Below are 25,201 nucleotides of genomic sequence, written 5' to 3'. Positions count from 1 at the left end.
GGGGCCGACAGCGACCCCAACACGGTCCAGCCCGTCATGGTCGAGTAATCTGCGACCGTCGGTGACGCCTTTGCCGCTGGTGCTGTCGCTCCGCAGGCGGAGGGCAGGGACAAGACACCGCGGCGCGCTAGGGAGGCAGGACCAGGTGGTCGCAAGGAGTTCGGAGGTACGGCCGTCGGCCGTACGGCACAGCGCTTCCCCAGGAGCCGGTGGGCGCCGGGGACGTGGTGCCGGTCGGATCGCCGGGCTCGGTCTCGGCGGAGCGGCGCTGCTGGTCCTGCTCACGGGCTGCGACGTCGGCGCGGCGTTCGGCGGCTTCGGCTGGCCGCAGGGCGGCATCACGCCCGAGTCGCACCGGATGTACGACCTGTGGATCGCCTCGTGCATCGCGGCGCTCGCGGTCGGCGTCTTCGTGTGGGGCCTGATCTTCTGGTGCGTCGTGCGCTACCGCAAGCGGGGCAACGAGCTGCCGGTGCAGACCCGTTACAACATGCCGATGGAGTTCCTCTACACCATCGCGCCGATCCTGATCGTCTCCGTGCTGTTCTACTACACGGCGGTCGTGCAGACCGACGTGGTGCGGACGACCAAGAACCCCGACGTCACTGTCGAGGTGGTCGCGTTCAAGTGGAACTGGCAGTTCAACTACCGCGACGGTCAGGGCCAGGACGCCAACACGGTCGCCTCCGTGCTCGGCACCAGCGAGGTCATCCCGATCCTGGTGCTGCCGACCGACCGGTCCATCCGGTTCGAGGAGACCAGCCGCGACGTCATCCACTCGTTCTGGGTGCCGGAGCTGCTGTTCAAGCGCGACGTCATGCCGGGCAAGATCCGCAACGTCTTCGAGGTCTCGAAGCTGGAGTCCGAGGGCGCCTACGTCGGCCGCTGCGCCGAGCTCTGCGGCAGCTACCACGCCTTCATGAACTTCGAGCTGCGGGTCGTCTCCCCGGAGAAGTACGAGCAGTTCCTGGCGGCCAAGCGGGACGGCAGGTCCACGCAGGAGGCGCTGACGGCGATCGGCGAGGACCCGTACGCGAAGACCACGAAGCCGTTCGAGACCCGTCGCACCGAGGCCAACTTCAACCCGGACGACGCGCCGGCCGGCGCGGGAAGCTGAGGGATCGGGCATGAAGACCGAGTGGCGCATCTTCCTGGTCATCGCCGGGTTCCTGCTCTTCGCCACCGTCCTCTACGGCGGGTGGACCGCCGCCGACTCCGGCGGTCAGGTCGAGTGGGTCGGCACGGTCGCCCTGCTGCTGAGCTTCCTGCTCTGCACGATGTGCGGCGGCTTCTTCTGGTTCGTTTCCCGCCGGATCGACCTTCGGCCGGAGGACCGGCCGGACGGCGAGATCGCCGACGGCGCGGGTGAGATCGGCTTCTTCAGCCCGGGCAGCTACTGGCCGTTCGGCCTGGCGATCGCCGTCGGGATGGCCGGCTTCGGCCTCGCGTTCTGGCAGTTCTGGCTGCTCGGCCTCGGCATGCTGGCGGTCACGTTCTCCGTCTGCGGCCTGCTGTTCGAGTACTACAGCGGCACCCGGCGCACCGCCGAGCACTGACCGGTCGGTCGCCCGCGAACGTCCCGAAGGCCCGCCTCCCCGGGGAGGCGGGCCTTCGGCGTGGAACGGGTGGCGCGGGCCGTGTGCGGCAGCGGCGCTGAGCCGGTCACCGCGCGGGGCCCGACGCCCGGTCAGCGGTGGCGGTGGTCTCAGGCGGCGTGGCGGCGGCTCGCCGGGCGGTGCCGGCCGCTCGGACGCGTCAGGCGGAACGTGAAGGTGGGGACGAGCACGGCCGCGCCGCAGCCCGTGCAGACCAGTTCGGGGCAGTCGGCGCCGTGGCCGTCGGCGCACGGCGGCGCCTCGAACGGCTCGACGCCCTCACAGGTGTCGCAGTAGAGCTCGCGCTCCGACACGGGCGTCTCCTCTCGCTCCGGTCCCGCGCGGGGGTGTTGTCGCACGCGCCCGACGGGGATCGCCGCGCTCGACGGCGCAGGACGGATGTGGGAACTACTCAGCTGTAGTTTCCCACGGGGGTCCGACAACCTTCGGCGAGGCCCGGGGCTCAGAGGGCGCGCGCGACCTCGATCCAGCGGTCGAGGACGCGGGCGGCGGCCCCAGAGTCGACGGACTCGGCGGCCCGGTCGAGCCCGGCCCGCAGGGCCACGGTGAGGTCGCCGTCGAGCGGGCCCTGCGTGGCCAGCGCCGCCGCCGCGTTGACCAGGACCGCGTCGCGCACCGGGCCGGTCTCGCCGGCCAGCAGCCGACGGACCACGTCCGCGTTGAAGGCGGCGTCACCGCCGCGCAGGTCGGCCAGGGTGGCCCGGGGTACGCCGAGGTCGGCGGCGTCCAGCAGCGACTCCCTGACGACGCCGCCCTGGGCCGCCCAGACGCGGGTCGGCGCGGCGGTGGTGAACTCGTCCAGCCCGTCCTCGCCGCGCATCACCAGCACGGAGTCGCCCCGGGCGGCGAAGACGCCGGCCATCACCGGGGCCATCCGGGCGTCGAAGCAGCCGACCGCTCCGGCGCGGGGCCGTGCCGGGTTGGTCAGCGGGCCGAGGAAGTTGAACACCGTGGGCACGCCCAGCTCCCGGCGTACCGGGCCGGTGTGCCGCATCCCGGGGTGGAAGCGGGCCGCGAAGCAGAAGCCCATGCCGGCCTCGGCGACGCACCGGGCCACCCCCTCGGGGCCCAGGTCGAGCGGCACGCCGAGGAACTCCAGCACGTCTGCGGTGCCGCAGGAGGAGGAGGCCGCCCGGTTGCCGTGCTTGACCACCCGGACACCGGCGCCGGCCACCACCAGCGAGGCCATGGTCGAGATGTTGACGGTGTGCGCGAGGTCACCGCCGGTGCCGACCACGTCGAGGGCGGTGGCGCGCAGCTCGTCGGGCAGCTCGACCGGGACCGCCCGGCCGAGCATCGCCTCCACCAGACCGGCCAGCTCGGCCGAGGTCTCACCCTTGGCGCGCAGCGCGACGACGAAGCCCGCCATCTGCGCCGGGGCGGCCGAGCCGGCCATGATCTCGCCCATCGCCCAGGCGGTGTCGGCGGTGGCGAGTTCCTCGCCGCGCAGCAGCGCGTTGAGCAGGTGCGGCCAGGTCCGATCGCCCAAGGCGGGCCTCCCGAGCGTGCGAGATGACGGGTGGGATGGGAACCGGCACCGGTCGGCCCGGCGCCGTGGCGGGCCGGAGCGGGGGACGTCAGGCGGGTGCGTGCGTCCGCAGCAGCTCGGCCACCGTGGTGCCGGTGGTCACCGGGTCGAGCGGGTGCACCAGGGTGGCGTCGACCTCGGCGTACGCCGCGAGCCACCGGTCGGCGGCGCGGGCGATCACCACGCAGGTCGGGGGGGCGTCGGCCCGGTCGTCCTTGATCTGCCGGGCGATGCCGATGCCGCCGCCCGGGCTCGCCTCGCCGTCGAGCACCAGCAGGTCGATCTCGTAGTCGTCGACGAGCCGGACGCACTCGGCGTAGTCGGACGCCTCGACGAACTCGACCCGCAGGCCGGGCGCGGGGCGCGGCCCGACGGCGAGCCGCATCCGGTCGCGGACCTCCGGGTCGTCGCTGTAGAGCAGGACGGTGCAAAGACGATCGCTCATGCCGGCACTCCGCTTCGCTCCGTGCCGTCGTGCGGCACCATCACACTGAGCTTTGATGATTCGTTCGCTGCGCGCTCGTCGGTCGGACTGGCTCCCACCTCGTGGCCGCCCGCTGATCGTACCGGTCGGTGTGAGGTGTGCGACGTCCGCCCGGCGGCGGCGCCGGGGCGTACCGGCCGGCCCGGCTCAGGCCGTGGACTCCGCGGCACGCTGACGGGCCTCCTGGCGGTCCAGGTCGCGGTCGACGCGGCGGGCCTCCCGCTCGGCGTGCCGCATCCACTGCACGACCAGCACGGCCAGCATGGTCACGCTGACGAACTCGCCGCCGGCCCAGAGGATGCCGCCGGCGACCACCTGGTCCTGCCACGGGTCCGACCAGGTGAGCCCGAGCGACGGGTACCAGTCGCCGCCGAAGAGCGTGCTGCTCTGCATGATGGTGAGGCCGAGCACGGTGTGGAACGGCACGGAGAGCAGCATCAGCAGCGCCCGCGCCGGGTACGGCCAGCGGCCCGGCAGCGGATCGAGGCCGAGCAGCGGCCAGAAGAACACGCAGCCGGTCATGATGAAGTGCGCGTGCACGACCTCGTGCGCCCACACGTGCTCGAGGGTGTAGCGGTACAGGTCGGTGAAGTAGAGCGCGAACGGGTTCACCACGAAGATGGCGAACGCCACCAGGGGGAAGCTGTAGATCCGGGCGATCCGGCTGTGCACGACCGCCAGCAGCCGCTTGCGCGGTCGTGGCGGCAGGGTGCGCAGGGCCAGCGTCACCGGCGCGCCCAGCGCGAGGAAGATCGGCGAGATCATGGAGAGCACCATGTGCTGGACCATGTGCACCGACAGCAGTGCCGTGTCGTACGCGTGCAGGCCGCTGACGGTGACCGCCGCGATGCCGCCGAGGCCGGGGCCGAGGAAGAAGACCGTCCGGGCGACCGGCCACCGGTCGCCCCGGACCCGCAGCCGGTGCACCCCGTAGAGGTAGACGCCGGCGGCCAGCACCAGGCCGACGGCGAGCCAGCTGTCCAGCCTGGTCTCGGTGAACACCGAGGTCACGGTGAACGGTGGCGGGGTGGCCGCGCTCGCCGCCGGCGCGGCGACGGCGGCTGCGGCGGAGATCGGATCGGCGTGCAGCACGCTTTTCAGCCTAGGTCAGGCGAACCGGACTGCCCCGATCGGGCTGTGGATGCCACGGGTTTGGCCCCCCGCTGATCGGCGGCCCCGGTCAAGGGCAATAATGACCGCGTGACTGCGGCCCCAGCCATTGACAAGAGCCGGATCCACTCCCTGACCCGACCCAACATGGTCAGCGTCGGGACGATCGTGTGGCTCTCCAGCGAACTCATGTTCTTCGCGGCGCTGTTCGCGATGTACTTCTCCATCCGCGCGGCGGCGCCGGAGCAGTGGGCGGAACACACCACGCACCTCAACATCCCCTACGCGACCACCTTCACGGTGATCCTGGTGTTGTCGTCGGTGACCTGCCAGCTCGGTGTCTTCGCCGCGGAGAAGGGTGACGTCCACGCGCTGCGGCGCTGGTTCACGATCACCTTCGTGATGGGCCTGATCTTCGTCCTCGGCCAGCTCAACGAGTACCGCGAGCTGGTGCACGCGGGCATCAAGATCAACGAAGACGGTTACGGGTCGATGTTCTACCTGACCACCGGCTTCCACGGACTGCACGTGGCCGGCGGTCTGGTCGCCTTCGTCATCTTCATGATCCGCACCACCATGGGCCGGTTCACACCGGCGCAGGCCACGTCGGCGATCGTCGTGTCCTACTACTGGCACTTCGTCGACGTCGTGTGGATCGGGCTCTACGCCATGATCTACTGGCTTCAGTGATCTTGGCGCGTCACGAACCGCGCCGCTGCTCCGTCCCCTGAGACAAGGTCCAACCGGTTAAGGACACAGGTCATGACTTCTGACAACGACCGCCGACGCGGTCTGCTCGCGCGGCTGCGCGAGCGGCCCGCGGCGCGCAGCAGGGGCCGCCGCCGGCTGGGTGCCGCGGTCCGGCTGTTCGCCGCGCTGATGCTGGCCGGCGGCGCCTACACCGTCTTCGCCCCCGGCGTGCAGGCGCAGGACACCCCGCTCACCGGTGCCGCCGCGGAGGGCAAGGCGCTGTTCGACGTGAGCTGTGTGACCTGTCACGGTCGCAACGCGCAGGGCGTCGAGGGGCGCGGGCCGAGCCTGATCGGCGTCGGCGCGGCCTCGGTCGAGTTCCAGGTCGGCTCCGGCCGCATGCCGATGGCCCGGCAGGAGGCCCAGGCCCAGCGCAAGCCTGAGCTCTTCACCGACGAGGAGACCCGCCAGCTCGCGCAGTACGTCCAGGAACTCGGCGGCGGCCCGGTGGTGCCCGACGGTGACAACCTGCACGCCGACGGGAACGTCGCCGCCGGCGGCGAGCTGTTCCGGATCAACTGCGCGCAGTGCCACGCCTTCGGCGGCGGCGGCGGCGCCCTGTCCTCCGGCAAGTACGCGCCGAGCCTGCGCCCGGCCACCGACCGGCAGATCTACGCCGCCATGCTGAGCGGCCCGCAGAACATGCCGGTCTTCGGCGACAACCAGATCTCCCCGGACCAGAAGGCGGACCTCATCGCCTACATCCAGGAGACCCTGAAGCACGACCAGGACCCGGGCGGCTTCAACCTCGGTCGGTACGGGCCGTCCACCGAGGGCCTGGCGATCTTCCTGGTGGGCATCGTCGCGCTCGTCTTCGCGAGCCTGTGGATTGCGGGCAAGTCGTGACCGGGCGGCTCATCCGATTCAGTGCCGTGGTGCCGCAGCGCGGCACCGCCCGTAGCGAGGTGACGGCATGACCACGCACACCGAGCACCAGGCCCAGCAGGGCCGGGAGCCGCTCGACGTGAACACCCCCGGGCTCAGCCAGTTCGACATCGTCCGCGAGGGCGCGCGCCGGGACGACATCGAGATCGTCCACTACGAGCCGCAGGTGGCGCCGGGCAGCAAGGCCGAGCGCCGGCTGACCCGTACGGTCGCGTCGTTCTTCCTGCTGACCGGCCTGGCGGCGACCGCGTTCCTGGTGATCTACATCTGGTGGCCGTGGGAGTACTCCCCGGGCAGCGGCGGCGACAAGTGGTACACGCCCCTGCTCGGCGTCACCCTCGGCGTGGCCCTGCTCGGCATCGGCTTCGGCATCCTGACCTGGGGCAAGAAGCTGCTGCCGAAGGAGGTCTCGATCCAGGACCGGCACGAGGGTGCCGTCGCCTCCGACGACCGGATCATCACCGGCCAGACCATGCTCTACATGGCCGACGAGCTGGGCGTGAAGCGCCGGCCGCTGCTCGGCATCTCGCTGCTGGCCGGTCTCGCGCCGGTCGGTGCGGTCGCCGCGGCGCCCCTGGTCGGCGGCCTGATCTCCCAGCCGCACAAGAACAACCAGATGTTCAGGACGGGCTTCGCCCCGACCGAGAGCGGCGAGAAGATCCGCCTGGTCCGCGAGGACGGCCGGCCGGTCCGCCCGGCGGACGTCAGCGCGGGCGGCCAGATCACCGTCTTCCCCGGCATCGACCACGGCGTGAGCAACCTGCACGCGGACTCGCCGACCCTGCTGATCCACCTGCGGGACTCCGACGCGCAGAAGTCGCGCCAGGCCAACGAGCGTGAGCAGCACGGCGACTACATGTGGGGCAACTACGCCGCGTTCTCCAAGATCTGCACGCACGCCGGCTGCCCGGCGAGCCTGTACGAGCAGCAGACCAACCGCCTGCTCTGCCCGTGCCACCAGTCGCAGTTCCTGATCACCGACAACGCCCGGCCCATCTTCGGCCCGGCCAGCCGACGGCTGCCGCAGCTGCCGATCGAGGTGGACTCCGAGGGCTACTTCGTGGCCAAGTCCGACTACACCGAGACCGTCGGGCCCGACTTCTGGGAGCGGCCGTGAAGCGGCGCAAGTTTGACAAGGCAGCAATCCCGGGGAACGTCGCCCGGGGAGTGGACGACCGCTTCCAGGTGGCCACCCCGCTGCGCCGGCTGCTGAACAAGGTCTTCCCGGACCACTGGTCGTTCCTGCTCGGCGAGATCGCGCTGTTCTCGTTCGTCGTCCTGCTGCTGACCGGCGTCTTCCTGACCTTCTTCTACGAGCCGGCGATGACCGAGGTCGTCTACAACGGCAGCTACGCCCCGCTGCGGGGCACGCCGATGTCGGCCGCGTACGCCTCCAGCCTGGACATCTCGTTCGACGTCCGCGGTGGCCTGATCATGCGGCAGATGCACCACTGGTCGGCGCTGCTGTTCATGGCCGCCATCGTGGTGCACATGCTCCGGGTCTTCTTCACCGGCGCGTTCCGCAAGCCGCGTGAGACCAACTGGATCATCGGCTCGCTGCTGTTCTGGGTCGGCTTCCTCGCCGGCTTCACCGGCTACTCGCTGCCGGACGACGGCCTCTCCGGCACCGGCCTGCGGATCGCCTCGGCGATCATGCTCTCCATCCCGGTGGTCGGCTCCTGGGTCACCTCGTCGGTCTTCGGCGGGGAGTTCCCGGGCACGATCATCATCAGCCGGTTCTACATCGCCCACGTGCTGCTCGTCCCGGGCCTGCTGCTCGCGCTGATCGGCGCCCACCTGGGCCTGGTCTTCAAGCAGAAGCACACCCAGTGGCCCGGCCCCGGCCGGACCAACGGCAACGTGGTCGGCGAGCGGATGTTCCCCCGCTACGCGATCAAGCAGGGCGGCTTCTTCATGGTCGTCTTCGGCGTGATCGCGCTGATGGGCGGCCTGTTCCAGATCAACCCGATCTGGCTGTTCGGCCCGTACGAGGCGTGGGTGGTCTCGGCCGCCAGCCAGCCCGACTGGTACGTCATGTTCCTCGACGGCTCGACCCGTCTGATGCCCAACTGGGAGATCAACATCCCGATCGGCGACGGGTACGTGATCCCGCCGCTGTTCTGGCCGACGGTCGTGCTGCCGGGCATCCTGGTCGGCCTGTCGACGCTCTACCCGTTCCTGGAGGCCCGGCGCCTCAAGGACACCAGGAGCCACAATCTGCTCCAGCGTCCCCGGGACGTGCCGGCCCGGACCGGCCTGGGCGCCATGGCGCTGGCGTTCTTCGTGGTGCTGACCCTCTCCGGCGCCAACGACGTCATCGCCGACAAGTTCCAGATCAGCCTGAACGCGATGACCTGGGCTGGCCGCATCGGCCTGCTGGTGCTGCCGCCGCTGGCGTACTACGTCACCTACCGGATCTGCCTGGGTCTCCAGCAGCACGACCGGGAGGTACTCGCCCACGGTGTCGAGACCGGCATCATCCGGCGCCTGCCGGACGGCCGGTTCGAAGAGGTGCACCAGCCGCTCGCGGCGGCCGACGGGCACGGCGACGGCCACGGCGCGCTGCCGTACGCCGGCTGGGTCGTGCCGAAGAAGATGAACCGGCTCGGCGCCCTCGGCCCGGCCATCCGGGGCTTCTTCTACCCGATCGAGAAGCCGGCCGAGGCGCCGGTCTCGCCGGGGCACCCGCCGGTCGAGCCCCGACCGGAGCGGGAGGAGATCGGCAGCGGCGAGAGCCGCCGCTGACCCCGCGACACCTCGACGTGGCGCCCACCGGAGTCCTCCGGCGGGCGCCACGTCCGTTTCCGCCCCCGACGGTCCGACACGGGCGTGTCGGTCGGTCGCCTCCCCGACGGGGGATCGCAGGAATAACCCCGGTCAGCCGGGTATCCGTGCGATCCAACGTCTCAAGGGGGGGAAGCATGTTGGGTATCAAACGCCTCGGCCTGCTGGCCGCGCTGGTGCTGGTGGGGATCGCGCCGGCCGCGGCGGCACAGGCCGCGGTGCAGCCGTCGCAGCAGGACACCCAGTACCTGCAGGCCGTGCACCAGGTGAATCTGTTCGAGATCACCGCGGGTGACCTGGCCCAGCAGAAGGGCCAGAGCCAGGGGGTCAAGGACCTGGGCGCCCGGCTCAAGACGGACCACACCCAGCTCGACCAGACGGTGCAGCAGACCGCGTCGCAGCTGGGCGTGGAGTTGCCGAGTGAGCCCACCGCGGATCAGCAGTCCGTCATCGACCAGCTGAACAACGCCAGCGGCGAGGAGTTCGACCGGCTCTGGGTGACCAGCGAGCTGGCCGGCCACGTCCAGGCCATCCAGGCCACCCAGACGGAGATCTCGCAGGGCTCCGAACAGTCGGTGGTCCAGCTGGCCCAGACCGCCCTGCCGACGCTGCAGGCGCACTACGACGCGCTGGTGCAGCTGGCGGAGCAGCTGGGCATCCCGGTGCCGCAGACCAGCGCCAGCGGCACCCCGAGCCCGGGCGGCACGACGCCGGCTCCGGGTGGCACCACCGAGACCCCGGCTCCGGGCGGCACCACCACCGAGTCGCCGGCTCCGGGCGGCACCATCGAGACGCCGGCTCCCGCGGGTAGCTGACGTCGCCTCACCACGACGGGCGGTCCGCCTCCGGGCGGGCCGCCCGCCGGGCTTCAGGTTAAGGAAGGCACCGTCCTATCGCGTACGCGATAGGACGGTGCCTTCCTTACACCCGCGTGTCAGTCGGCGTTCGCGAGGCCGATCGCGAAGGCCTCCTCCAGATCGTGCTGGGAGTACGCCCGGAAGGCGATGTGCGACTCGGTGTTGAGCACCCCGGGCACCTTGGAGATGCTGCCGGCGATCACCTGGGCGATCTGCTCGAACTCCCGGACCCGGACCATCGCGATCAGGTCGACGTGGCCCGCCACCGAGTAGACCTCGCTGACGCCGGGCAGGTTGGCCAGGTTCTCGGCCACCTCGGGGATCGAGTCGGTGGCGCAGTCGATCAGCACGATCGCGGTGATCACGGGACATTTCTCCGTTCGTCGGCGTCGTCGCCCATGCTAGAGGCTTCCCCGGCCCGGGGACGGCGGTGTGCCGGGGACGGTGAGGGCGGTTCCGGCGCGTACCGCGTCGCGCAGGTGCTCGCCGGGCCCGACGGTGGCGCCGGGCCAGACGACCGCCCGCTCCACGTCGCCGTGCACGACGGCGCCCGCGCCGACCACCGCCGAGCGGCAGCGGCCCGTCACCGTGGCCGTCGGGTCCACCAGGTTGCCGCCGCCGGCCGCGTGCAGGTTGGCCGCCAGGTAGTCGGCCGGGGTGCCGGTGTCGTAGAAGGTGCCGGGGTACGGCACGACGGTCAGCGCGCCGGCCGCCTCCGCCGGACGCCAGAGCGCCCGGACGAGGTCGCCGAACCCGACCGGCAGCTCCCGCACCAGCCGCCACGGCAGCAGCGAGAAGCCGGTGAAGACGTGGCCGTCGAAGGTGCCCGGTGCCGCCGGGTCAGGGGCGGGCTGGCCGAGCAGGCGTACGGAGTCGCCGTCCCAGTCGTGCAGCAGCGCGGCGATGTCGGGGCCCGGGGGACGGGCCGGGTCGGCGAGGTAGGCGTCGGCGTTGCCGACCAGCACCCCGCGCCCGGCGATCCAGTCCCGCAGGTTCGCCACGCCGCCGGCGGTGCCGAGCGGGTCGCCCGGCTCGACCGAGAGGTGGGCGCGGTCCCCGACGTGCTCGACGACCTGGTCGCCGAGGTAGCAGGCGTTGACGGCGACCCGGCCGGGCCCGACCAGGCCGAGCCCGGCCAGCCGGTGCAGCGCCCGGTCGAGCAGCGGCACGTTGCCGACCGGGCAGAGCGCCTTGGGCAGCCGCTCGGTCAGCGGCCGCAGCCGGGTGCCCTCGCCGGCGGCGAGCACCACCGCGCAGACCTCCGCCGGGGCTGCGGTCACGGCTTCCTGTCGGGCACCGGTGGCGGGAACTGCCCGGCCAGCGGCCCGATGTCGTAGTACGCGAGCAGCCGGGCCGTCGGCCAGGTCAGCTTGGGCAGGTCGTCCAGCGGGTGCCAGGCGGCCTCGTAGACCTCGGCCCCGTCGACCTTCAACTCGGTGCTCGACGCCGGCACCTCGGCGGTGAACACGACGTCCACCCAGCCCTTGGCGTGCACCACGGCGTTCGGCACGGCGGGGCTCAACTGCCGGGGCGACAGCCGGATGCCGGACTCCTCGTGCAGCTCCCGGGCGGCGCCCACCACCGGCGCCTCGCCCTTCTGCAACAGGCCGGCCGGCAGGCCCCAGCCCCTGCCGGGCGGCTGACGCAGCAGCAGCAGCCGGCCCGCGCCCGCCGCCTCGCTGTCCCGGACCAGGGTGACCGCGCCGACGATGTACTTCGGCACGGCCAGCCGGACCAGGCGGCGGCGTACCGGCAGTGGCAGCCGGTAGAAGACCTGGTAGGCGACGGCTCGACCGGTGGCGCGCGAGCGGGGGATCATGCGTCCAGGCTAGTGGCCGCGAGGAGCGTTCGGACCACCCGGGCCCGGGGCGGTCACTGCCGGTGGTCCACCAGGTCGATGAGCTGGCGTACGACCGTGTCCGGTTCGATCACCCGGTCGAAGACCGCGACCAGCAGCGTCTCCAGGTCGGGGTAGCCCAACTCCTCCGACAGCCGCAGCAGCGGCAGGTCGCTGGCGAGGCCCCGGTCGTGCTTGCGCAGGGCCAGCCCGATGGTGGCCCGGCCGAGGCGGACCTTGTCGGTGATGGAGATGCCGGGCTCGGTGTGCTCGGCGAACCACCGGCTGATCTGCATTTGCGCCTGCGGCGACTTGACGAAGCCGAGCCACTCCCGGCGGGGGCCACGCGGGGCGACGTCGGCGTCGAAACCGTTCGCCGCGTCGGTCTCGGTGAAGATCTCCACCACGTCGCCCTCGTCCAACTCCGAGGAGAGCGGGGCCAGCCGGCCGTTGATCCGCGCCGCGAGGCAGTGGTCGCCCCGCTCGGTGGCCAACTCGTACGCGAGGTCCACCGGGGTCGCCCCGGCGGGCAGCACGACCTGTCGCCCGTCGGCGAAGACCTGGATCTGCGCCTCGGCGAGGTCGCAGCGCAACGATTCGAGGAACTGGGCCGGGTCGGCCGCGTCCTGCTCCCAGTCGAGCACCCGGCGCAGCCAGTCGAGCTGCTCCGCACGGGCCGTGCCGCCGCCGGAACGCGGGAAACGGAAGTCGGCGGCGACCCCGTACTCCGCCGAGCGGTGCATCTCCACGGTGCGGATCAGCACCTCGACGGTGCGGTTCCTGGGCCCGCAGACGGTGGTGTGCAGCGAGCGGTAGAGGTTGTTCTTGGGGGAGGCGATGAAGTCCTTGAACCGGCCGGGGACCGGTCGCCACACGCCGTGGACCGCGCCGAGCGCCGCGTAGCAGTCGGTCGCCGGGCCGTCCACCACGATCACGATGCGGGGCAGGTCGAAGGGGGCGCTGTGGCCACCGGCCACGGTGTCCTTCCAGATCGAGTAGAGGTGCCGGGAGCGGGGGGTCACCGCCGCGTCCACCCGGCTGCGGCGCAGGGCCGACTTCGCGCTGGTGACCACCTCGTCGAGGTACGCGTCCCAGCCGGGCCGGTCGTGCACGTGCCGGGCGATCCGGGCGTGCTCGTCGGGCTCCAGGTGCAGCAGCACCACGTCGTCGAGCTCGCGCTTGAGCGTCTGGATGCCGAGCCGGTCGCAGAGCGGGACCAGCACCTCCTGCGTCTTACGGGCGATCCGCTCCCGGGACGCCGCGGACCGGACGCCCAGGGTGCGCATGTTGTGCAGCCGGTCGGCCAACTTGATGATCAGGACCCGGACGTCCTTGCCGGCCGCGATGATCATCTTGCGGATCGTCTCGGCCTCGGCGGCCTTGCCGTAGAAGGCCTTGTCGAACTTGGTCACCCCGTCGACCAGGTGCGCCACCTCCGGCCCGAAGTCCTCGGCGAGCGCCTGGAGGGTGTAGCGGGTGTCCTCCACGGTGTCGTGCAGCAGCGCGGCGACCAGGGTGATGGCGTCCATGCCGATCTCGGCGCAGATCTGCGCCACCGCCAGCGGGTGCGTGATGTAGGGCTCGCCGCTCTTGCGGAACTGCCCGCGGTGCATGTTCTCCGCGATCGTGTAGGCCCGGCGCAGCACGGAGGGCTCGGTGCCGGGATGGATCGTCCGGTGGGTCCGGACGAGTTGGCTGACCGGATCGGTGTCGGCGGTGGGCCAGCTCAGCAGCGAGCGCAGCCGGCGGGCCAGCGGCAGCTCGCCCGCCTGGGTCGGAAGGGCGCCCCCCAGGGCGGCGCCGTGTCCGGCGTCGACGTCCACGTGGGACACCTCCTCACCCCGGCTCCACGGCCGCCGAAACCCGGCAACCGGGAGCAGGCCCACGAAACGGGCAGGACTGCACTTCTCTAACAGCCTAAGGGAGTGGAGGTAGTCCGATCGGTCACTTGGTCATGGGCGTTCGGTCGAGCTTTGGTGGGAAGCGGCGTTCTCGGCCTTGCGCAGCAGGTCGCGGAAGCGGGCCGCACCGGCCACGGGGGACGCCCAGCCGGACGACATCTCCACCAGCCTGGTCTCCGGTCGCTCCAACCAGGACAGGATGCGTTCGGTCTCCTCGGCCGAGGCGCGCGGGACCGGGCCGTGGCCGGGCGGGACGGTCTCGGCGGTCGCCCGGATCGCGGCGATCGTCGGTCGGGGGTGGACGCCGGCGGGTGAGACCCCCGCCCCGGCCAGCCGGCCGTGCCGCACCAGCGCCAGCTCCCAGCCGCCGCGGGCCGCCGGACGCGCGGCGGCCAGCTCGGCGATCCCGGTCAGCGCCGTCAGCCGTTGCATCCGCACGGTCGCCCGCAGCACCGCCGCCAGCCGGGACCGGGCCACCGCCGCCTCCTCGTAGCGCTGGGCGTCCGAGAGCGTGTCGATCCGGGCGAGCAGGGCGTCGACCACCCGCTGCGGGTCGCTGGCGGTGGCGGTGCGGAACGGCGCGACCGCGCGGGCGTCGTACTCCTCGGGGGAGATCCGGTGCTCGCAGGGCGCCGGACAGCGACCCAGCTCGGCCAGCGCGCAGGCCGGCGTGACCGTGCGCAGCGAGAGCCGGTGGGTGCACTGGCGCAGCGGCACGGCGTCGTGGAAGCCGGCGGCGGCCAGCTCCGCCGCCCGACGGGAGCTGAACGGCCCGAGGTAGGCGGCGTCGCCGGGGGAGATGGCCCGGACCACCGACAGCCGGGGGTACGGCCCGTCGGTCAGCTTCAGCCAGAGCACCCGCTCCGGGAACTTCGACCGCCGGTTGTACGGCGGGGCGTGCGCCCCGATCAGCCGCAGCTCGCGGACCTCCGCCTCCAGCGAGTGGGCGCACTCCACCGCCTCCACCCGCTCCGCGGCGGCGAGCATCTCGGAGATCCGGGCCCGCTTCTCCGCCGCCGTGAAGTAGCTGCGCACCCGGGTGGCGATGTCGCCGGAGGTGCCGACGTAGAGCGGCCGGTCGTCGGCGGCCCGGAAGATGTAGACCCCCGGCGCCTTGGGCAGGCCCTCGGCCAGGTGCCGCTTGCGTCGCTGGGTGGGGGTGACCGCCCGGGCGAACTCGATGGCGTCGCCGACGGTGTCGACCCGGTGCCCGCCCAGCCGGGCGATCAGCCCGTGCAGCACGTCGACGGTGGCCTTGGCGTCGTCGAGCGCCCGGTGGGTCGGCTGGGTGGCGGTGCGGAAGTAGGCCGCGAGGGTGCCGAGCTTGCGGTTGGGCACCTCGTCGCGGGTGAGCACCCGGCGGGCCAGCGCGGCGGTGTCGAGCACCCGCGGGTTGGGCCAGCGGTAGCCGTGCTTCGCGCACGCGGCCTTGAGGAAGCCCACGTCGTAGGGGGCGTTGTGGGCGACCAGCACGGCGTCGGTGATGAACTCCAGGAAGCTCGGCAGCACCTGCTCGATCGGCGGGGCCGGCACCAGCATGGCCTGGGTGATGCCGGTGAGCACGGTGATGAACGGGGGGATGGGCACGCCGGGGTTGACCAGGGTGGCGAGCACGCCCAGCTCCTCGCCGCCGCGCACCTTGACCGCGCCGATCTCGGTGATCCCGCCGCCGTCCGGCGCGCCGCCGGTGGTCTCCAGGTCGACCACCACGAACGTCGTCGCGTACAGCGGCAGCGCCGGGTCGACCCCGCCCGCGCCGGGGTCGAAACCGGCCAGCGGCTCCTGGACGTACTCGGTCTGTGCCATCGGCGGCACGCTAACGGTCCGGTCCGACACTCCCGTCCCAACGGCATCAGACGTCACCACCGGTCTAGGATGAGAGATCGGCTCACTCACCGGGCGGTGGGCCCGGTCGCGGTGGGAGACTTGCCACATGCCCCTCACCGAGCCGCACGACGACCACCTCCGGCAGGAGGATCCGGTCGACGCTGCGCGCGACCCCGGTGAGGGCGCCCCCGCCGGGACCACCCCGGCCTCCGAGGCGTCTGCTTCGGCGCCCGAGTCCGAAGCGCCCGAGTCCGAGGCTTCCGAGGCTGAGGCGCCCGAGTCCGAGGCTGCCGAGCTTGAGGCGGCGGTGCCCGAGCCGGAGCCCGTGCTGCCGGAGCCGGTCCGCCAGCGCATCGTGGCGCTCACCGCGACGGTGCTGCCCGGGCTGCCCGCCGACGAGGTGCCGGTCCCGCTGCGCCGGGTCGCCAAGTTCGCCCCCAACCGCCGGGCCCGGCTCGGCGCCCCGGCCATCGCCGCCCAGCTCACCGCGGACCCGCTGTTCCGCCAACGGATCACCGCCCGGGTCCTCGCCGACACCGGCGACCTGGGCGCCGCCGTGCTGGAGGGCACCGCGCCGGCCGCCGCCGACCCGGTCGAGGTGGCCGCGCTGGCCTACCTGGCCCGCCCCCGGGGCTGGCGGGAGCTGATCGAGGCCAGCGGCGCGGCGGTCCGCGCCGAGGCCGACAGCGCGGTGGTCGCCGAGCTGGTCCGCGAGGCCGAGCAGCGGGCCACCCGCGCCGAGCACGACCGGGCGGTGGCCCGGGTCGAGGCGGAGAAGCTCCGCGACGAGCTGGCCCGGGTCCGCGAGGAGCTCGGCCAGCTGCGCGAGGAGAGCCGGCAGCTGACCCGGTCGCTGCGCGAGACGCAGGCCCGCGAGCGCAAGGCCACCGAGCTGCTCGCCACCGAGCGGGGGCGGGCCGCCCGCGCGACGGCGGACGCCGACGCCGAGCTGCGCCGGGTGCGGGCCCGGCTGGCGGAGGCGGAGGCGGCGGCGGGGGTCGCCCGGGCCAGCGCCAAGGAGGCCCGCTCGGTCGACGACGCCCGGCTCTGGCTGCTGCTGGAGACCATCGGGCAGGCCGCCGTCGGGCTGCGCCGCGAGCTGGCGCTCGATCCGGTCGACAAGCTGCCCGCGGACTTCGTCGCCGACGCCTTCGCCGACCAGACCACCGCCCCGGCGGCCGGCGCCGCGACGCGCGCCCGGGACACCGACGACCCCGCCCGCCTCGACCAGCTCCTCGCCCTGCCCCGGGCGCACCTCGTCGTCGACGGCTACAACGTGACCAAGCGCGGCTTCGGCGAGATGTCCCTGGAACAGCAGCGCAAGCGGCTGATCACCGGCCTGGGCGGGATCGCCGCGCAAACCGGCGACGAGGTCACGGTGGTCTTCGACGGCGCCGAACGGATGCACGGGCTGCCGCCGGCGCCGCGCGGCGTACGGGTGCTCTTCTCCCGCAAGGGGGAGACCGCCGACGAGCTGATCCGGCGCCTGGTCCGCGCCGAGCCGCCGGGACGGCCGGTGGTCGTGGTCTCCTCCGACCGGGAGGTCGCCGACGGCGTACGCCGGCACGGGGCGTACCCGCTGGGCGCCGACTCACTGCTGCGCCGCCTGGCCCGTTCCTGATCGGGGCGCTTGATCGCTTTCGGGCCGTCCGCGACCGGTTGTCCCTTTTCTGTCGTACCCCCTGCCTACCGTCGTGGTGACGGACGGTGCTCGGGCGGCGACGGTGACGCCGCGCCCGGTCACCGCAGCGCATCAGGAGGCGAGATGCTCATCGACTGCGCGGGGTGCGGTATCCGGGGGACCGGCTGCGGCGACTGCCTGGTGACGGCCCTGCTCGACGATTCGTCCCCGGCCGCCGGGCTGGACGGCGCGGAGGCCCGGGCGATCGAGGTGTTCGCCCGGGCCGGGTTCGAGGTGGAGGTCCTGCCCGCTCCCGGGCCGGCCGGGCGGCGCACCCGACGCCGCCGCGTCGCCTGACGGGCCACGGCCGGTGCCCCGACGACGCCCGTCCCCCGGGCCGGTGGCTCGGGGAACGGACGTCGGTAGCGACGGTCAGCGGGACGGGTCCCGGTTGAACAGCTTCTTCGACCAGAGATAGCCGACCAGCGCGATGGCGGCGCACCAGGCCGTCGCGAGCGCGGCGTTCGTCCCCACCGGCCCGCCGGTCAACAGGCCGCGCAGGGTCTCGATGATGGGGGTGAAGGGCTGATATTCGGCGAACTGCCGCAGCCCGTCGGGCATCGAGTCGGTGGGCACGAACCCGCTGCCGATGAAGGGCAGGTAGGTCAGCGGCATGGGCAGGTTGCTCGCCGTCTCGACGCTCTTGGAGACCAGCCCCAGCGCGACCGAGAGCCAGACGAAGGCGAAGGCGGTCATGACCAGCACGCCGGCGGCCGCCAGCCAGGCCAGTGCGCCCGTGGTGGGCCGGAATCCGATCAGCAGGGCGACCCCGGTGACCATCGCCAGGCCGAGAATGCTCTGCGCCAGGCTGGCCAGCACGTGGCCGGTCAGCACCGACGCCCGGGCGATCGCCATGGTCCGGAAGCGGGCGATGATGCCCTCGGTCATGTCCATCGCGACCGACACCGCCGTCCCGGTGGCCGCCAGGCCGGCGGTCATCAGCAGGATCCCCGGGGTCACGTAGTTGACGTAGTCGCCCCGGTCGCCCGCACCGCCGCCCAGCCCGGCGCCGAGGGTGCCGCCGAAGACGTAGACGAACAACAGCAGCAGCATGACGGGCATGCCGACGAGCAGCACCGTCATCGACGGGTAGCGCACCCAGCGGCGCAGGTTGCGGCGCAGCATCGTGCCGGAGTCGCGGACGGCGTACGTCACAGTGCTCATCGGGGGGTTCCCACCTTCTGGGGCTGGCCGGTGAGGGCCAGGAAGACGTCGTCGAGATCGGGCGTGTGCACGGACAGCGACTCCACGGCGATCGACTCGCGGTCCAGCAGGTCGAGCAGGTCCCGCAGCGACCGGACACCGCCGTCGCCGGGCACGTGCAGGGTGAGCTCGGCGGCGTCGCGGGACTGCCCGGGCAGCACCCGGACGGCCGTGTCGAACGCGGCCCGGTCGGCGAAACGCAGGCTGACGTGCCCGCCGGGGACGAGCCGCTTGAGTTCCGCCGGGCTGCCCTCGGCCACCAGGCGACCGTGGTCGAGCACGGCGATCCGGTCGGCGAGCTGGTCCGCCTCCTCCAGGTACTGGGTGGTGAGGAGGATGGTGACGCCGTCCGCCACCAGGTCCCGGACGATCTGCCACATGGCCTGCCGGCTGCGCGGGTCGAGCCCCGTGGTGGGCTCGTCGAGGAAGACGACGCGGGGGCGGCCGACCAGACCCATGGCCAGGTCGAGTCGCCGGCGCATCCCGCCGGAGTAGCTGCCGGCGGGCTTGCCGGCCGCCTCGACCAGGTCGAACATCCTGAGCAGGCCCCGCGCGCGCTCCCGTCCCTCGGCCCGGGGCAGGTGGTGCAGGTCGGCCATGAGCCGCAGGTTCTCCTCGCCGGTGAGCAGTCCGTCGACGGCGGAGAACTGGCCGGTCACGCCGATCGCGGCGCGTACGGCGTCGGGCTCCCGCGCGACGTCGTGACCGGCCACCCGCGCCTCGCCGGAGTCGGCGCCGATCAGGGTGGACAGGATCTGCACGGTGGTGGTCTTGCCGGCGCCGTTGGGGCCGAGCAGGGCGAAGATCGTCCCTGCGGCGACGGCGAGGTCGATCCCGTCGAGCACCACGTGATCGCCGAAGGACTTCCGGAGGCTGGTGACCGTGATGGCCGCCGGGGCCGAGCTGGGTGGCATGTCTTCTCCTTCACGCCGGCCGTCGGGCCGGTCGGGGCGGGCCGGCCGTCGGGGCCGGTCGGGCGGGCGGGCGGAGCGGTGGTTCAGCAGCGGCGGATCACGATGTCGCCGAAGGAGGTCCGGGCGGTCACCCGCACGGCGCCCTCGGGCTCGCCGGGCGGTTCGTACGCCTCGAGGTGGTTGTCCACGCGGCCGAGCTGGGTGTGCAGGTCGAGCAGGGCGGCGGTGCCGGAACGGACGCCGATGTCGAGCCCGCCGGTGGCGGTGCGGACCGACACCGTGCCCGCCGAGACCTCGCCGATGCGGATGTCGCCGTTGGCGGCCGTGGCGGTGACCGGACCGTGCGCCCGGTCCACGGTGGTCTCGCCGTTGGCGGCCTTCACCCGTACCTCGCCGGTGACCGTGCCGAGCCAGCTGTCGCCGTTGGAGTTCTTGACCACGGCGTCGCCGTCGACCTGCTGCACCTGGATCCGTCCTGATCCGGTGCTGATCCGGGCCGCACCGGCCACCTGCCCGACGCGGACGCCGCCGGCGGAGGTGTCGAGGTCGACGTCGGCGGTCTGCTCCAGCTGGATGTCGCCGGTCGCGATCCGGACCCGGCAGCTGCCGAGCCGGCCGCTGCCGCGGAACGCCGCCACGGAGGCGTCGCCGTGCAGGTGCGAGCCGGTGGGCAACCCGATCGTCACGTCGACGGAGCCGGGCTTGCCGAACAGCCCGAACCCGCGCTGCCGGGGCGACCTGACGACGAGCCGGCCGTCGGCGTACTCCACCCGGGTCTGTTCGGCGGCCCGTACGTCGGCTTCGGTGGCGGCGTTGCTCGGGCGGACCTCGACGTGGGTGTCGGTGCGGTCGGTGGCGGTGAGCTGGACGTCACCGACGACGAGGTCGACGGTGGCCGAGATGGGGGTCGGGGTGTCGAATGTGGGCACGGCGCAGTCCCTTCTGGCGGGTGGGTGTCCCGGAGCGGGACGGATGGTCGGAGGCGTGCGGCGGACCGGCGGGCGGCTCAGCGGGCCCAGCCGGTGTAGCGCTCCCCGCTGAACGGGGCGCGTCGCTGCGGCTGCCGGCCCGCCCCGCTGGACGCCACGGCGGCCGTGGCCGCCCGGACCAGCCAGGCGTTGACCGAGAGGCCGTCGCGGGCGGCCGCCTCCTCGATGCGGCTCTTGAGGTGTTCGGAGAGGCGGAAGCTGATCCGCGAGGTGGCGCCCTCCTCGGCGTCCGCCGCCGGCGGGACGGCCGGCTCGGGAGCCCCGGCCTCGCCCGGCAACTCCGGGCCGGCCGGTGGTGGCGTCACGACGAAGCTCGGCTCCCGCCCACGCAGGCGCAGTTCGACCGACCCGGGGGCCAGGTCGCGGGTGATCTCGGCCGCCGCCGCGGTCAGCGCGTCCAGGAGCGCCAGCCGGAGCGCCGAGTCGAGCGTCCCCGCCAGTCGCTCGGCGAGTGCGCGGGCCTCGTCGCCGCCGAGTTCGGCGACGCCGGCCAGTTCCTGCCGGAGGTTGTCGACATACGACGTCAGGTCCATGACGTCACTATGGCATCAAGGTGACGTCATGGCAAGCCGTAATGACTTCGGATGGCGTCATGATGGCAACTGGTGACGCCAGTGGGGGTGGATCGGCCGCCGGGGCCGCGGGTGCCGGGCCGCGCGGGCGGCGGCGCGGCGGGCAATAGGATGGGCGGTCACGGCGGAGGGAGCGGCGGCATGACGCGGGTACGGATGCGCACTGCTCGCGACGACGCGGCGCCAGGACGGCTGCGGTGACCCCGCGCGGCTGGGCGCTGCTCACCCTCGCCGGGCTGACCCTCGCCCTCCTCGTCGCGGCGGCGCTGCTGATCCCGTGGCACCGGCCGCCGGCTCCCCGGGCCGACCAGCTCGCCGCGCTGGGCGACCTCCCCGCCGAGCAGGTGGCCCGCAGCCGGGAGTTCCGCTCCGCGCTGCGCCCCGCCGGCTGGGCCGCCATCGCGATCGGCCTGCTGGTGGCCCTGCTGCTCGGCCTGACCCCGCTGGGCAGTCGGCTCGTCGAGCTGGCCGGGCGCCCGTTCGGCGACCACTGGGCCGCCCAGGCAGTCCTCGGCGGGCTCGCCGTGGTGCTCGTCGCCGACCTGGTGACCCTCCCGTTCGCCGCCTGGCGGCAGGGCGTGCTCACCCGCTACGGACTGAGCACCAACGGCTGGGGCGGCTGGACCGTCGACCTGCTCAAGTCGTACGCGGTCAGCGCCGTCATCGGAGCGGTGGCGCTGCTCGGCTTCTACACCGTCGTCCGGCTGTCGCCGCGCTGGTGGTGGGCGTTCGGTGCGGCCGGCGCGGCGACCCTGGTGGTGCTGCTCTCCTTCGTGCTGCCGGTGCTCGTGGAGCCGGTCTTCAACAGGTTCACCCCGATGGAACAGGGCCCGCTGCGCACCCAGCTGACGCAGCTGGCGGCCCGGGACGGTGTCCCGGTGCGCGACGTGCTGGTCGCCGACGCCTCGCGCCGCACCCGGGCGGTCAACGCGTACGTCTCCGGGCTCGGGCCGACCCGGCGGGTGGTGGTCTACGACACGCTGCTGCGCGAGGCGACACCGGCCGAGGTGACCGCCGTGGTGGCCCACGAGCTGGGGCACGCGAAGGACCGGGACGTCGCGGTCGGCACGCTGACCGGGGCGCTGGGCGCCGCCGCCGCGGTGGTCGCGCTCTACCTGCTCGGCTCCGCCGGCCCGCTGCTGCGGCTGGCCGGCGTCGACTCGGTCGCCCAGCCGCGCGCGTTCCCCCTGCTGGTGGCGCTGGTGACGGTGGCCGGGCTGGTCTCCGCGCCGGCGCAGGCGCTGATGTCGCGGCGGGTGGAGGCGCGCGCCGACGCGCACGCGCTCGCGTTGACCGGCGACCCGGCCGCCTTCGAGGCGATGCAGCGGCGGCTCGCCGGCATCAACCTCGCCGACCCCGATCCGCCACGCTGGGAATACCTCTACTCCGCCACGCACCCGTCCACGGTCGAGCGGATGGCCGCCGCCCGCGCCCACGCCAGGGAGGCCGGCCGATGAGCCGTACGCTGCTGATCACCAACGACTTCCCGCCGCGCCCCGGCGGGATCCAGTCCTTCGTGCACAACCTCGCGGTGCGCCAGCCCGCCGGGTCGGTGGTCGTCTACGCCTCGACGTGGCGGGGCGCGGAGAAGTTCGACGCCGACCAGCCGTTCGAGGTGGTCCGGGACCGCACCCGGGTGCTGCTGCCCACGCCGCTCGTGGCCCGCCGGGCCGCCCGGCTGGCGCGCGCGTACGACTGCGACACGGTGTGGTTCGGCGCGGCGGCCCCCCTCGGGCTGCTCGCCGCGGGCCTGCGCCGCCGGACGGGCATCCGCCGGGCGGTGGCGCTGACCCACGGGCACGAGGTCGGCTGGGCCGCGCTGCCGGCCGCCCGGGCCGCGTTGCGGCGGATCGGGCGCGGCGTCGACGTGACGACCTACCTGGGCGAGTACACCCGGGTGCGGCTGGAACGGGCGCTGCACGGGGTGACCGAGCTGCACCGGCTCGCCCCCGGGGTGGACGTGGACGCCTACCACCCGTCGGTCGACGGCGAACCGGTCCGGCTCCGGCTCGGCCTGGCCGACCGCCCGGTGGTGGTCTGCGTGTCCCGGCTGGTGCCGCGCAAGGGGCAGGACATGCTGATCCGGGCGATGCCCGAGATCCGCCGCCGGGTGCCCGACGCCGCGCTGCTCGTGGTCGGCGGCGGGCCCTACCGGGCCACGCTGGAGAAGCTGGCCCGCCAGACGGGCGTCGACCGGGACGTGGTCTTCACCGGCTCGGTGCCGTCGGCCGAGCTGCCGGCCCACTACGCCGCCGGCGACGTCTACGCCATGCCGTGCCGCACCCGCAACCGGGGCCTGGACGTCGAGGGGCTCGGGATCGTCTACCTGGAGGCCTCCGCGACCGGCCTGCCGGTGGTCGCCGGCGACTCCGGTGGCGCGCCGGACGCGGTCCGCGAGGGCGAGACGGGTTTCGTGGTCCGTGGCCGCGACGTCGCACAGCTCGCCGACCGGGTGGCCACGCTGCTCGCCGACCGGGACCTGGCCCGCCAGTTCGGCGCGGCCGGTCGCGCGTGGGTGGAGCGGGAGTGGCGCTGGGAGGCGCAGGCGCAGCGGATGGCCGCCCTGCTCGCCGGCTGACGGCGCCGCGGTCTCAGCGCAGGCGGGCCAGGACGCGCTCGGCGGAGTCCGGACGGCCGAAGTGCCAGCCCTGGCCGGCGTCGCAGTCGATCGCCCGCAGCCGCTCCGCCTGCCCGGCGGTCTCCACGCCCTCGGCGGTGACGGTCAGGTCCAGCGCGTGCGCCAGCGAGACGAGCGAGGCGAGGATCCGCTCGTCGGCCCGGGCCTCCGGCGCCCGCAGCCCGGCCACGAACTCCCCGGCCACCTTCAGCTCGGTCACCGGCAGGTCCCGCAGGTACGCCAGGTTGCAGTAGCCGGTGCCGAAGTCGTCGATGGCGATCCGGACGCCGAGGTCGGCGAGCACCCGCAGGGCCCGCACCGGCTCCTCGGCGGTGCTCATCATGGTGCTCTCGGTGATCTCCAACTGGAGCCGTTCCGGCGACAGCCCGGTGTGCCGCAGCAGCGCGCGTACCTCCTGGACCAGGCCGGCGCGGCGTACCTGCCGCACCGCCAGGTTGACGCTGACGAACGGGGCCGGCCCGGTGCCGACGGCCCAGCTCTCGGCCTGCCGGCACGCCTCGGCCAGCACCCACCCGCCGAGCGGGACGATCAGCCCGGTCTCCTCGGCCAGCCCGATGAAGCTGTCGGGCCGCAGGACGCCCAGCTCCGGGTGCCGCCAGCGCACCAGGGCCTCCATGCCGAGGACCCGGCCGTCGCGCAGCGAGGTCAGCGGCTGGAAGTCGAGGTAGAACTCGCCCCGCTCCAGCGCCGCGGGGATGGCCGCGGAGAGCGCGTAGCGGGCCAGGTCCTGGCGGTCCCGGTCGGCGTCGTAGAGCGCCCAGCGGGCGCCACCGGCGGCCTTCGCCCAGTGCAGCGTGCTGTCGGCCGCCCGCATCAGGTCACCGGGGGAGGTGCCGGCGACCTCCCGCTCGACGATGCCGATGCTCGCCGAGACGCTCAGCTCGTGCCCGTCCACCAGCACCGGCTCGCGTACCGCCGCGAGGGCGGTCTCGGCGACGGCGACGGCGTCGTCGGTGCCGGTGGTGCCCTCGACCAGGACGACGAACTCGTCCCCGCCGAGCCGGGCGACCAGGTGCCCGTCGAGGGCCAGGCGGAGCCGGTCCGCCACGGCCACCAGCAGCCCGTCGCCGACCTGGTGCCCGTGCGAGTCGTTGACCACCTTGAAGCGGTCGAGGTCGAGGAAGCAGACGCCGAGGCGCGCCGAGCCCCCGGCGGGCGAGTCGATGGCCGCGCTGAGGCGCTCCGTCAACAGCGTGCGGTTGGGCAGGTCGGTCAGCGGGTCGTGGGTGGCCTGGTGGCGGAAGCGCGCCTCGCTGCTGCGCAACGCCCGCTCGGCCTCCGCCCGGGCGGTCATCGCGGCCCGGCGGATCGTCTCCTGCTCGTCCAGCGTCCGGTCCCGCATGGCGCGGGCGTAACCGGTGGTCACGGCGGCCAGCAGCCGGGCCAGCCGGTCCTCGACCTCCTCCTCGACCAGGCCGAGGTCGCGGGCCAGTCGGAGCTGGACGACCTCGACCGTACGACCCAGCGCCTCGGCCGAGGCGATGTGGGCGGCGACCAGTTCAGTGCCCACCCGGTGGCCGACCCGCAGATCGATCGGCTCGGCCAGCAGCGCCGCCGCGAGTTCCTCGGTGAGGCGTTGCAGCAGCGCCTCCAGCTCGGCCTGGGTCATCGGCAGGTAACTGGTG

At 73.4% G+C, this 25,201-nt stretch carries 25 protein-coding genes; 11 read left to right on the top strand and 14 right to left on the bottom strand.

Annotated elements, in window-relative coordinates; genetic code table 11:
* The first annotated feature begins 145 nt into the window (after positions 1-145).
* Together coxB and ACGFNF_RS01030 are read left to right on the top strand one after the other, a co-directional pair.
* Entirely contained in the window at positions 146-1,117 is a 972-nt protein-coding gene (gene coxB, locus ACGFNF_RS01035; protein ID WP_132236131.1) for a cytochrome c oxidase subunit II, read from the top strand.
* A 10-nt stretch (positions 1,118-1,127) separates the two neighbouring features.
* Positions 1,128-1,556 carry a cytochrome c oxidase subunit 4 gene (locus tag ACGFNF_RS01030; protein ID WP_357578187.1) on the top strand — a complete coding sequence of 143 codons (429 nt, stop codon included), beginning with the start codon at positions 1,128-1,130 and terminating at the stop codon, positions 1,554-1,556.
* 149 nt (positions 1,557-1,705) lie between these two features.
* Here ACGFNF_RS01030 and ACGFNF_RS01025 read toward each other — a convergent pair whose 3' ends face one another.
* From ACGFNF_RS01025 to ACGFNF_RS01010, 4 genes are all read right to left on the bottom strand, one after another.
* Positions 1,706-1,909, bottom strand: a complete 204-nt coding sequence (locus ACGFNF_RS01025) for a hypothetical protein (protein WP_357578186.1) — start codon at positions 1,907-1,909, stop codon at positions 1,706-1,708.
* Between the two features lie 149 nt (positions 1,910-2,058).
* A complete protein-coding gene (trpD, locus tag ACGFNF_RS01020; protein ID WP_357578185.1) occupies positions 2,059-3,105 on the bottom strand; it encodes an anthranilate phosphoribosyltransferase in 1,047 nt (348 codons plus the stop codon).
* Positions 3,106-3,193: 88 nt separating this feature from the next.
* Positions 3,194-3,589 (bottom strand): hypothetical protein, encoded by a 396-nt coding sequence (locus tag ACGFNF_RS01015; RefSeq protein WP_132236139.1) that lies wholly within the window; start codon positions 3,587-3,589, stop codon positions 3,194-3,196.
* Positions 3,590-3,775: 186 nt separating this feature from the next.
* A complete protein-coding gene (locus ACGFNF_RS01010) occupies positions 3,776-4,720 on the bottom strand; it encodes a cytochrome c oxidase assembly protein (RefSeq protein ID WP_357578184.1) in 945 nt (314 codons plus the stop codon).
* Positions 4,721-4,828: 108 nt separating this feature from the next.
* Here ACGFNF_RS01010 and ACGFNF_RS01005 point away from each other — a divergent pair, with 108 nt between their 5' ends.
* From ACGFNF_RS01005 to ACGFNF_RS00985, 5 genes are all read left to right on the top strand, one after another.
* On the top strand, positions 4,829-5,428 hold the full coding sequence (locus ACGFNF_RS01005; RefSeq protein WP_132236143.1) for a heme-copper oxidase subunit III: 600 nt from the start codon (positions 4,829-4,831) through the stop codon (positions 5,426-5,428).
* A gap of 72 nt (positions 5,429-5,500) precedes the next feature.
* On the top strand, positions 5,501-6,334 hold the full coding sequence (locus ACGFNF_RS01000) for a cytochrome c (RefSeq protein WP_132236145.1): 834 nt from the start codon (positions 5,501-5,503) through the stop codon (positions 6,332-6,334).
* A gap of 67 nt (positions 6,335-6,401) precedes the next feature.
* Positions 6,402-7,490: a ubiquinol-cytochrome c reductase iron-sulfur subunit gene (locus ACGFNF_RS00995; RefSeq protein WP_151454491.1), complete on the top strand. Its 1,089-nt coding sequence runs from the start codon at positions 6,402-6,404 to the stop codon at positions 7,488-7,490.
* Positions 7,487-9,118, top strand: a complete 1,632-nt coding sequence (locus ACGFNF_RS00990) for a cytochrome bc complex cytochrome b subunit (protein WP_357578183.1) — start codon at positions 7,487-7,489, stop codon at positions 9,116-9,118. The genes ACGFNF_RS00995 and ACGFNF_RS00990 overlap by 4 nt, the downstream gene beginning before the upstream one ends.
* Before the next feature lie 176 nt (positions 9,119-9,294).
* On the top strand, positions 9,295-9,972 hold the full coding sequence (locus ACGFNF_RS00985; RefSeq protein WP_132236151.1) for a DUF4142 domain-containing protein: 678 nt from the start codon (positions 9,295-9,297) through the stop codon (positions 9,970-9,972).
* A 119-nt stretch (positions 9,973-10,091) separates the two neighbouring features.
* Here the strand turns inward: ACGFNF_RS00985 and ACGFNF_RS00980 are convergent, their stop codons facing one another.
* The 5 genes from ACGFNF_RS00980 to ACGFNF_RS00960 all read right to left on the bottom strand — a co-directional run bounded on the left by ACGFNF_RS00980 (position 10,092) and on the right by ACGFNF_RS00960 (position 15,558).
* Complete coding sequence (locus ACGFNF_RS00980) at positions 10,092-10,379, bottom strand: Lrp/AsnC family transcriptional regulator (protein ID WP_088999172.1); 288 nt, start codon at positions 10,377-10,379, stop codon at positions 10,092-10,094.
* Between the two features lie 36 nt (positions 10,380-10,415).
* Positions 10,416-11,294: a sugar phosphate nucleotidyltransferase gene (locus ACGFNF_RS00975; protein WP_357579082.1), complete on the bottom strand. Its 879-nt coding sequence runs from the start codon at positions 11,292-11,294 to the stop codon at positions 10,416-10,418.
* On the bottom strand, positions 11,291-11,833 hold the full coding sequence (locus ACGFNF_RS00970) for an NUDIX domain-containing protein (RefSeq protein ID WP_357579083.1): 543 nt from the start codon (positions 11,831-11,833) through the stop codon (positions 11,291-11,293). The genes ACGFNF_RS00975 and ACGFNF_RS00970 overlap by 4 nt, the downstream gene beginning before the upstream one ends.
* 53 nt (positions 11,834-11,886) lie before the next feature.
* Entirely contained in the window at positions 11,887-13,674 is a 1,788-nt protein-coding gene (locus ACGFNF_RS00965; protein WP_357579105.1) for an HD domain-containing protein, read from the bottom strand.
* A 129-nt stretch (positions 13,675-13,803) separates the two neighbouring features.
* Positions 13,804-15,558, bottom strand: a complete 1,755-nt coding sequence (locus tag ACGFNF_RS00960) for a DEDD exonuclease domain-containing protein (protein ID WP_357579084.1) — start codon at positions 15,556-15,558, stop codon at positions 13,804-13,806.
* Between the two features lie 127 nt (positions 15,559-15,685).
* Here ACGFNF_RS00960 and ACGFNF_RS00955 point away from each other — a divergent pair, with 127 nt between their 5' ends.
* Positions 15,686-17,200 carry an NYN domain-containing protein gene (locus ACGFNF_RS00955; protein ID WP_357579085.1) on the top strand — a complete coding sequence of 505 codons (1,515 nt, stop codon included), beginning with the start codon at positions 15,686-15,688 and terminating at the stop codon, positions 17,198-17,200.
* A gap of 144 nt (positions 17,201-17,344) precedes the next feature.
* The gene (locus tag ACGFNF_RS00950) at positions 17,345-17,557 is read left to right on the top strand and encodes a hypothetical protein (RefSeq protein WP_151454486.1); all 213 of its coding nucleotides are present in this window, start codon (positions 17,345-17,347) and stop codon (positions 17,555-17,557) included.
* Between the two features lie 75 nt (positions 17,558-17,632).
* Here the strand turns inward: ACGFNF_RS00950 and ACGFNF_RS00945 are convergent, their stop codons facing one another.
* The 4 genes from ACGFNF_RS00945 to ACGFNF_RS00930 form a co-directional block, all read right to left on the bottom strand.
* Positions 17,633-18,424: an ABC transporter permease gene (locus tag ACGFNF_RS00945; RefSeq protein ID WP_393164919.1), complete on the bottom strand. Its 792-nt coding sequence runs from the start codon at positions 18,422-18,424 to the stop codon at positions 17,633-17,635.
* Entirely contained in the window at positions 18,421-19,377 is a 957-nt protein-coding gene (locus ACGFNF_RS00940; RefSeq protein ID WP_393164917.1) for an ATP-binding cassette domain-containing protein, read from the bottom strand. Before ACGFNF_RS00940 ends, ACGFNF_RS00945 begins: the two co-directional genes overlap by 4 nt.
* Before the next feature lie 83 nt (positions 19,378-19,460).
* Positions 19,461-20,306, bottom strand: a complete 846-nt coding sequence (locus ACGFNF_RS00935) for a DUF4097 family beta strand repeat-containing protein (RefSeq protein ID WP_151454483.1) — start codon at positions 20,304-20,306, stop codon at positions 19,461-19,463.
* Positions 20,307-20,383: 77 nt separating this feature from the next.
* A complete protein-coding gene (locus ACGFNF_RS00930) occupies positions 20,384-20,899 on the bottom strand; it encodes a hypothetical protein (RefSeq protein ID WP_357579088.1) in 516 nt (171 codons plus the stop codon).
* Positions 20,900-21,135: 236 nt separating this feature from the next.
* Here ACGFNF_RS00930 and ACGFNF_RS00925 point away from each other — a divergent pair, with 236 nt between their 5' ends.
* Both ACGFNF_RS00925 and ACGFNF_RS00920 read left to right on the top strand, forming a co-directional pair.
* On the top strand, positions 21,136-22,395 hold the full coding sequence (locus ACGFNF_RS00925) for a M48 family metallopeptidase (protein ID WP_357579089.1): 1,260 nt from the start codon (positions 21,136-21,138) through the stop codon (positions 22,393-22,395).
* Positions 22,392-23,516 (top strand): glycosyltransferase family 4 protein, encoded by a 1,125-nt coding sequence (locus ACGFNF_RS00920; protein WP_132236171.1) that lies wholly within the window; start codon positions 22,392-22,394, stop codon positions 23,514-23,516. Before ACGFNF_RS00925 ends, ACGFNF_RS00920 begins: the two co-directional genes overlap by 4 nt.
* A 13-nt stretch (positions 23,517-23,529) precedes the next feature.
* On the opposite strand, the gene ACGFNF_RS00915 is transcribed toward ACGFNF_RS00920, so the two are convergent.
* Positions 23,530-25,185 carry a bifunctional diguanylate cyclase/phosphodiesterase gene (locus ACGFNF_RS00915; protein ID WP_357579106.1) on the bottom strand — a complete coding sequence of 552 codons (1,656 nt, stop codon included), beginning with the start codon at positions 25,183-25,185 and terminating at the stop codon, positions 23,530-23,532.
* Positions 25,186-25,201: the final 16 nt, after the last annotated feature.

The organism is Micromonospora sp. NPDC048868 (assembly GCF_043198195.1).
In the GTDB taxonomy this organism is placed as follows: Bacteria; Actinomycetota; Actinomycetes; order Mycobacteriales; family Micromonosporaceae; genus Micromonospora; species Micromonospora reichwaldensis.
Note: the sequence above shows the minus strand (reverse complement) of the source record. Positions and strands in the feature narration are given on the sequence as shown.

Coding starts and splice junctions, on each gene's coding strand:
- ACGFNF_RS00970 (WP_357579083.1), bottom strand. CDS start 11,833: ATGATCCCCCGCTCGCGCGCCACCGGTCGAGCCGTCGCCTACCAGGTC.
- ACGFNF_RS01000 (WP_132236145.1), top strand. CDS start 5,501: ATGACTTCTGACAACGACCGCCGACGCGGTCTGCTCGCGCGGCTGCGC.
- ACGFNF_RS01015 (WP_132236139.1), bottom strand. CDS start 3,589: ATGAGCGATCGTCTTTGCACCGTCCTGCTCTACAGCGACGACCCGGAG.
- ACGFNF_RS00940 (WP_393164917.1), bottom strand. CDS start 19,377: ATGCCACCCAGCTCGGCCCCGGCGGCCATCACGGTCACCAGCCTCCGG.
- ACGFNF_RS00950 (WP_151454486.1), top strand. CDS start 17,345: ATGCTCATCGACTGCGCGGGGTGCGGTATCCGGGGGACCGGCTGCGGC.
- ACGFNF_RS00915 (WP_357579106.1), bottom strand. CDS start 25,185: ATGACCCAGGCCGAGCTGGAGGCGCTGCTGCAACGCCTCACCGAGGAA.
- ACGFNF_RS00995 (WP_151454491.1), top strand. CDS start 6,402: ATGACCACGCACACCGAGCACCAGGCCCAGCAGGGCCGGGAGCCGCTC.
- ACGFNF_RS01030 (WP_357578187.1), top strand. CDS start 1,128: ATGAAGACCGAGTGGCGCATCTTCCTGGTCATCGCCGGGTTCCTGCTC.
- ACGFNF_RS00945 (WP_393164919.1), bottom strand. CDS start 18,424: ATGAGCACTGTGACGTACGCCGTCCGCGACTCCGGCACGATGCTGCGC.
- ACGFNF_RS00920 (WP_132236171.1), top strand. CDS start 22,392: ATGAGCCGTACGCTGCTGATCACCAACGACTTCCCGCCGCGCCCCGGC.
- ACGFNF_RS00985 (WP_132236151.1), top strand. CDS start 9,295: ATGTTGGGTATCAAACGCCTCGGCCTGCTGGCCGCGCTGGTGCTGGTG.
- ACGFNF_RS00955 (WP_357579085.1), top strand. CDS start 15,686: ATGCCCCTCACCGAGCCGCACGACGACCACCTCCGGCAGGAGGATCCG.
- ACGFNF_RS00960 (WP_357579084.1), bottom strand. CDS start 15,558: ATGGCACAGACCGAGTACGTCCAGGAGCCGCTGGCCGGTTTCGACCCC.
- ACGFNF_RS00930 (WP_357579088.1), bottom strand. CDS start 20,899: ATGGACCTGACGTCGTATGTCGACAACCTCCGGCAGGAACTGGCCGGC.